The sequence below is a fragment of the Arthrobacter sp. 05L417 genome (genome assembly GCF_056397865.1).
Window position 1 is genome coordinate 74,618 of sequence record NZ_JBFTOG010000022.1, and the last position, 7,028, is coordinate 81,645.

At 62.6% G+C, this 7,028-nt stretch carries 7 protein-coding genes; 5 read left to right on the forward strand and 2 right to left on the reverse strand.

Annotated features, from left to right (window positions below; all coding sequences use genetic code 11):
• Positions 1-21: 21 nt before the first annotated feature.
• The gene (locus AC1DJW_RS16170; RefSeq protein ID WP_476901871.1) at positions 22-1,116 is read right to left on the reverse strand and encodes an ABC transporter ATP-binding protein; all 1,095 of its coding nucleotides are present in this window, start codon (positions 1,114-1,116) and stop codon (positions 22-24) included.
• A 201-nt stretch (positions 1,117-1,317) separates the two neighbouring features.
• On the opposite strand from AC1DJW_RS16170, the gene AC1DJW_RS16175 reads away from it, so the two are divergent.
• The 5 genes from AC1DJW_RS16175 (at position 1,318) to AC1DJW_RS16195 (ending at position 6,142) form a co-directional block, all read left to right on the forward strand.
• Positions 1,318-2,394, forward strand: coding sequence for an alkene reductase (locus AC1DJW_RS16175; RefSeq protein ID WP_476901872.1), 1,077 nt, complete (start codon positions 1,318-1,320; stop codon positions 2,392-2,394).
• 58 nt (positions 2,395-2,452) lie between these two features.
• Complete coding sequence (locus AC1DJW_RS16180; protein ID WP_476901873.1) at positions 2,453-3,166, forward strand: SDR family oxidoreductase; 714 nt, start codon at positions 2,453-2,455, stop codon at positions 3,164-3,166.
• A gap of 186 nt (positions 3,167-3,352) precedes the next feature.
• Positions 3,353-4,351, forward strand: a complete 999-nt coding sequence (locus AC1DJW_RS16185) for an NADP-dependent oxidoreductase (RefSeq protein ID WP_476901874.1) — start codon at positions 3,353-3,355, stop codon at positions 4,349-4,351.
• A 52-nt stretch (positions 4,352-4,403) separates the two neighbouring features.
• Positions 4,404-5,270, forward strand: coding sequence for an alpha/beta fold hydrolase (locus AC1DJW_RS16190; protein ID WP_476901875.1), 867 nt, complete (start codon positions 4,404-4,406; stop codon positions 5,268-5,270).
• A 269-nt stretch (positions 5,271-5,539) separates the two neighbouring features.
• Entirely contained in the window at positions 5,540-6,142 is a 603-nt protein-coding gene (locus AC1DJW_RS16195) for a TetR/AcrR family transcriptional regulator (RefSeq protein ID WP_459341754.1), read from the forward strand.
• Between the two features lie 255 nt (positions 6,143-6,397).
• Here AC1DJW_RS16195 and AC1DJW_RS16200 read toward each other — a convergent pair.
• Positions 6,398-7,028 (reverse strand): NAD-dependent epimerase/dehydratase family protein (locus AC1DJW_RS16200; protein WP_476901876.1); only part of this gene is annotated, 631 nt, incomplete at its 5' end.

Sequence of the window (7,028 nt, forward strand, 5' to 3'; positions counted from 1 at the left end):
GTTCTGTTCTCGGGGCCGTTGTCAGGCGGCGATGAAGTGGACGTTGTCGGTGGCTGCCGTCACTGCAGCCACCGAACCGACTGCGAGGGTCGGCGAACCGTCTGCCCGCATCTGAACCTTCAGGAGGTTTTGTCCGGTCTGGATTTCGTACTGGATGGTGTCGCCGAAATAGGTTGCCGAACGCACATCTCCCCTGATGCCGTCAGGAGAATCCGAGGCGCTGCGTGCCTTCAGCTGGTGCGGCCGGATCATCGCCGTGGAAGTGCCGGCGGGCTCTCCGGAGATTCGGGGGACGCTGAGGTGGCCTGCTCCGGGCACCTCGATCAGATGCCGCCCGGCACTACTGGATACGCGGACTCTGTCGATCAGATTGGCTTGGCCCACGAACTCGGCGACGAAACGCGTGGCGGGGCGTTCAAAGATGTCGCTCGGCGTGCCGAACTGCTCTAGAACACCCTCGGACATGACGGCGATCTTGTCCGCCATGGTCAGCGCCTCGTCCTGGTCGTGGGTCACGAAAACCGAGGTGATGCCCATCTTGCGTTGAATGCTCCGGATCTCTGTGCGCATGGCGTCCCGGAGCTTGGCGTCAAGGTTGGACAAGGGCTCATCCATCAGGAAAAGCTGGGGATTTACGACAATTGCCCGGGCCAGCGCGACGCGCTGTTGCTGGCCGCCGGACAGCGCGGTCACCCTCCTGTCGGCCAGGTGACCCAACCTGACCAGGTCGAGCACGTTCTGCACTCGAAGCGCGATTTCCGTTTTCGGAACGTGTCGCATCTTCAGCCCGTAGGCCACGTTCGACTTCACGTCCAGGTGAGGAAACAGCGCGTAGCTTTGAAAGACCATGCCGATGGAGCGCTTGTGCACCGGCGTCTTGGTGATGTCTTTGCCCTGTACGTGAATGGAACCCGAGGTCGGCTCAATAAGCCCGGCAATCATGCGCAGGGTTGTTGTCTTGCCGCATCCGGACGGTCCAAGGAGAGCGAGGAAATCGCCCTCATCGACTTTGAGCGACACGCGGTCGACGGCGGCCACGGGGGTGTTCTTGTACTTCTTTGTCAGGGCACTGATGCTCAGGTAGCCCGCCCGGGTGTCAGGGTTTTCAGAAGTCATTACTTTGCCTCGGATAGACAGAGCCTTCTGACTGTTCGCTTATGTCCTCCTGATTCTCATAGGAATATTGTCTGATCGCACTCAGTTATGAGTGTAGTCATCAACGCGTGGAGGCAGCCGCAAGGCCTAGCGTCCACGGCGGCCGAACATCGGCTGGACGGCGGTGACGCTCTGAAACATCGAACGCAAAAGGACTAACCCATGACCCTTTCTTCACTGTGGCAACCACTGACTCTTGGCCGCCTTGACCTATCCCATCGGCTGGCGCTGGCACCCATGACCCGAAGCCGTTCCAACCCGGATGGTACGCCGGGCGACTTGGCGGCCGAGTACTACGGGCAGCGCTCCTCATTGGGATTGATCATTACCGAGGGCACGCAGCCGTCTGAGGACGGTCAGGGTTACATGAACACGCCTGGGATCTACACCCCTGAGCATGTCGAGGGTTGGCGAAATATCACCGACACAGTTCACGCCCGGGGCGGGGCGGTGTTCATCCAGCTGATGCATGCGGGCCGCATGTCCCACCCGGACAACACTCCGCACCACCGTCAGCCCGTGGCGCCCTCGGCGATCTCCGCAGACCAGGATACTTTCACGCCGACCGGACCCCAGAAAACGCCGACACCCCGAGAGCTGAGCACGGAGGACATCCAGAGCACCGTGGCTGATTTCCGTCACGCGGCAGCATCGGCCATTGCGGCCGGCGCCGACGGAGTTGAAATCCATGGGGCGAACGGTTATCTCCTACACCAGTTCCTCTCCCCCAATGCCAACCACCGCACCGACGCATACGGCGGATCAATAGAAAACCGGTCGAGGTTCGTGATCGAACTCGCCCAGGCCTTGGCCGATGAAATCGGCGCAGACAGGGTGGGTATCCGCCTCTCCCCCGCCATGCCATTAGGCGGAATCAACGAGGGCGACACCGGGAGTGTGCGCGCTCAGTACCGGTACCTGGTCGGTGAGCTCGCGACCCTGAACCTGGCGTACCTGCACCTTCACCATGTAGGCGACGACGAACTGCTCCGCTCCCTCAGGGATGTATGGCCGACGGCGGTGCTCGTGGTCCGCTACGGACGCAACCGTGAGCAGATAGCCGACGACGTCGCGGCCGGCCTTGCGGACGTTGCACCACTGGGCCGTTTCGCACTGGCCAATCCCGACATCGTTGAGCGTCTGCGCTCAAACGCCCCCCTGAACGAGCTGGAGACCAGCACTCTCTACGGCGGCGGGGCAGCCGGATACACCGACTACCCGGCCCTCGCCCACGCCTAATCCCGCACGATCCACGCCGACCGGCGCGGACGGAAATCAACACAAGAAAGTTCGTGAAATGCATTCACTCAATGGAGCAGTCGTCCTCGTCACCGGCGCAAACGGCGGCATCGGAACCCACTTCGTCCACGGCGCCCTCGCACGCGGCGCCAGCAAGGTTTACGCCACCGCACGCACCCCCCGCACCTGGGAGGACGAGCGCATCGTCCCCCTTACCCTCGACGTCACAGACCCGGACTCAATACGGGCCGCAGTCGAGGCTGCGGGCGATGTCACAGTGCTGATCAACAACGCCGGGGCCGGCGTTGCAACCCCGGGCATCCTCACCCACACCGACGCCGAGATCCGGACCAACGTCGAGACGAACTTCCTTGGCCCACTATTCCTCGCCCGCGCCTTCGCACCGATCCTGTCAGCGAAGGCCGAATCCGCAATCATCGACATCCACTCCGCCATGAGCTGGTACGCCGTCGGCGGCATCTACAGTGCCACCAAGGCAGCCCTCTGGTCGGCCACCAACTCGCTGCGCCTGGAACTCGCCCCCGCAGGGGTACACGTGGTGGGCGTCCACGTCGGCTACGTCGACACGGCAATGGCCGCGCATGCCACCGACCCCAAGATGGACCCGGCCGATCTGGTCACCACGGTATTGGATGCCCTCGAAGCCGGCGAGTACGAGGTCCTCGCCGACGAGACGTCCATCCAGCTCAAGGCCGGACTCAGCGCCCCCATCGAGGCGCTCTACCCCCAACTTGCGCCCAGCAAGTCCTAGAAACAGCAGAAGCGCCGTGGTGACGAATCCAACTCATCACCACGGCGCTTTCCATTACCGCTTGACAATTAACTGAGTGCAGTCATAATTGATTGTAGTCACTTTAATCGGACGTCGCCCCACGGCGAATGTACCGTCGCCACCGGCGCCAACCACAAGAACATCCACCCAAAGGAGCATCGCGGCATGCGGGCATTCGTGATCAACAAGTACAAGGAACCGCTGCGCGAAGCCGAGGTTGCTGAACCCACCGTCGGCGAACGGGACGTGCTCGTGCAGGTGCAAGCTGCCGGCCTGAACCAGCTGGACGAGAAGATCCGCATGGGTGAGTTCAAACAGATCCTTCCCTACAAGCTCCAGCTGGTCCTGGGCAACGACCTCGCCGGCACCGTGCTGCGCGTCGGGGAAAGAGTAACGGGGTTCAAGCCCGGCGATGAGGTCTACGCCCGTCCCCACCAGGACCGCATCGGCACATTTGCCGAACGTATTGCCGTCGCGGAGGAAGACCTTGCGCTCAAGCCCGTCTCGGCCAGCATGGAGGAGGCCGGTTCGCTGCCGCTCGTGGCTCTTACCGCATGGCAGGCCCTCGTCGAGCAGGGCCAGGTGCGGCCAGGTCAGAAAGTTCTCATTCATGCCGGCGCTGGCGGAGTCGGTTCCATCGCCATCCAGCTGGCCAAGCATCTCGGCGCGACCGTCGCAACCACCGCAAGCAGCTCCAACGCCGGGTTTGTACGGGACCTCGGCGCTGACATCGTCATCGACTACCGCGCCCAGGACTTCGAGCAGCTCCTGAGCGGATACGATCTGGTGCTGGACAGCCTCGGAGGCGAGAACCTGCAGAAATCACTGCGCATCCTCAAGCCCGGCGGGAGGGCGATTGGGATCGCCGGCCCGCCCGATCCGGCATTCGCCCGCAAAGCAGGCCTCAACCCCGTGCTGCGCCTGGCGGTCACCGGGCTCAGCAGCAAGGTCCGGAGGCAAGCCAAGAAGCTCGGCGTCAGCTATGAGTTTCTCTTCATGCGAGCCAGCGGCGACCAACTACGTCAGATCAGCGCCCTGGTTGACGCCGGCGTGCTGCGCCCGATCGTAGGGAAGGTCTTCACCTTCGGCCAGGCTCCGGAGGCACTGCAATCCCTGGCCGCTGGGGGCTTCCGGGGCAAAGCAGTGCTCACCGTCACCAAGTGACCCGGAAGCCCCCAGCCATTCTTCACGCAGAGAATCCAGGAGAACACCCGTCATGGACAACACCGACGCCCGGAACGAACCAGTCGTCACCTCGTACGCGAAGGCACCTGCCCGCACTGTCACCGCCGGAGGCGTCAGCTTCGCCTACCGCGAGCTGGGGCCCAAGGGCGGCATCCCCGTCGTGTTCTTCGTGCATCTGGCAGCCACCCTTGATAACTGGGACCCCCGTATCATCGACCCCATTGCTAAGAACCGCCACGTCATCACCTTCGACCAGCCCGGCGTCGGCGCCTCCACCGGACGGGTTCCCGACAACATCGAAGCAATGGCCGACGACGCCTACACCTTCATCAAGGCCCTCGGATTCGACAAGATCGATGTCTTCTCCTTCTCACTGGGCGGCATGATCGCCCAGGACCTTGCCCTTAAACATCCCGACCTTGTCCGCAAGCTCGTCCTGACCGGAACCGGTCCGCGCGGCGGCAAAGACATCGACAAGGTCGTCGGCACCACCTATCGCGACATCCTCCGGGCAACCCTGACCCGGTCCGACCCCAAGGAATTCCTGTTCTTCAACCGGAACGCCACCGGCAAACCCGCTGCGAAAGCCTTCATCAAACGCCTGCAGGAGCGAACCGAGGACCGCGACAAGCCGATCAGCCCCCGTGCATTCCAGACGCAGCTGAAGGCCATCCAGGCGTTCGGCCGCTCCGCCCCGTCGGACCTGTCCACCCTCACGCAACCCACCCTCATCGCCAACGGCGACAACGACCGCATGGTGCCCTCCGTCCTCTCCGAAGACCTGCACCGGCGCATCAGGGGATCCGAACTGATCATCTACCCCGACTCCGGCCACGGCGGCATCTTCCAGCACCACACCCGGTTCGCGCCCGCCGTCGTCGAATTCCTCGCCCCCTGACCACCACCGCCCGCGACCAGAAGTCATCAATGGGCACCTCACCACCAACCACCGGACCACACCTGGAAAAGCACTTCACTTCTTCAGCCATCAGCTGAAGCCGCGGGCCTATGCCATACATGCCTATGACGTTGAAGCAGCACTGACATATGTCAAGCGTGGCGGGATCCTCCCCCACTACGAAGAGTAGGGCACCGACCGGAGGGCCGGTTTACGCAGCGTCGATATACTCATTATTGAGTCGAGTCAGTTTATTTCCGGAGGAACCCATGCCCGTCACGTCCCAGCCGCTCGGTCGGCGCGAGCGGAACAAGCAGGAGAAGCTGGACCGCATTACCGCCGCAGCCAGTGAGCTGTTCGCCGAATACGGGGTCGAGGACGTCACCACCCAGCAGATCGCCGACAAAGCCGACATCGGCACCGGAACCCTTTTCCTCTACGCCAAAACCAAGGGAGAACTCCTCCTCCTCGTTCAGAATGCCCACTACGCAGAAGCTCTCAAGCGGGGCCGGGCGGATGCTGAAACCACCCCGGATGCCCTGGGTGCGGTGATGGCCGTCGTGCGGCCGATCGTTGAGTGCAACCGAACTCAGATCGACAACGGACGCTTCTACCTGCGGGAAATGGTCTTCGGCGACCCCAAGGAGCCACAGCACAGCGCTGCTCTATCCATTGTTGCGCAAACTGAGGACGCCATTGCCGCCATACTCGACAGGGCCAAACCGGCCGGTGCGGGCGACGCGGCGACGGCGGCGCGCATTGTCTCCGCGATCATGTTTGTCAGCATGGCCGCTAGCGTAAATGCTGGATTGGAAACTGAAGCACTGGAGCAGGACATCAGGACACAAATCAGCCTGCTCATACCCCGCTGACCCGGCCGGCAAACTCGATCAGGACGGCAGCCACTCGTTACGATTGCGGTCGGCGAGACAAACCTCTGGCCTCTGGCCATAGCACCTTGGCACACGAATCGCCCTAAGTCAGCAGCGCTGGTCGGCGAAGCCCCTGCAGGAATATCGGCACCTTTGGGCGATGTCCACCTGCTCGGTGGTTAAGTTTCCGGCGGCAAAGGCCGCCTGGACTTGCAAGGCCAGTGTGTCCGTGTACCACCCTCGACTGGATGACGTTCAGTAGTCGCTGGTTCGTGCTTTCACCTGATCGTCGCTGAGTCCGGTGACCTGCTTGATCCACGCCCCGAAGTCACGGCTCGGCGCGTAGCCTGTCTCGGTCCAGCCGATTTTACTTGGCTTTACGGGAGGGGCTGAAATATCCAGGCCGAACCGCTCGACGACGGCCCGTGCCCCGGGGAAAAGGCGGTCTGCGGTGCCGATTGGGTCAAGTTTCCACTCGGCCAGGTCTCCGGCCGGGACTGCGTCCGGATGAAGGGCATCCAACACCAGCCCGCCGTCGTTTGCTGCCACATAGTCCACTGACAACACGATTGCGTCGAGCACGTCATTGCGATCTACCCGCTCGTAGAGCAGGCCGCGACCATAGTCACGGGCCCAGTCCGTCCAGGGCACCAGCGAAGCAGGACGGACCGCAACATATGATATGCCGTGGCGCATCCGGTGATAGTCCAGAAGCTGCTCGCCGATGACTTTCGTGAATCCGTAAACGTCGCTCGGCTCATGCCAAGCCTGCGAGGAAAGCCAGACCACTTTCCCCACGCCGGCGGCGACGGCCGCCTGCAGGGTGCGGAAGGTGCCATTTACATTGAGGTCCCAGAATTCCGTTTCAGTGTGATCGGCGACGTGG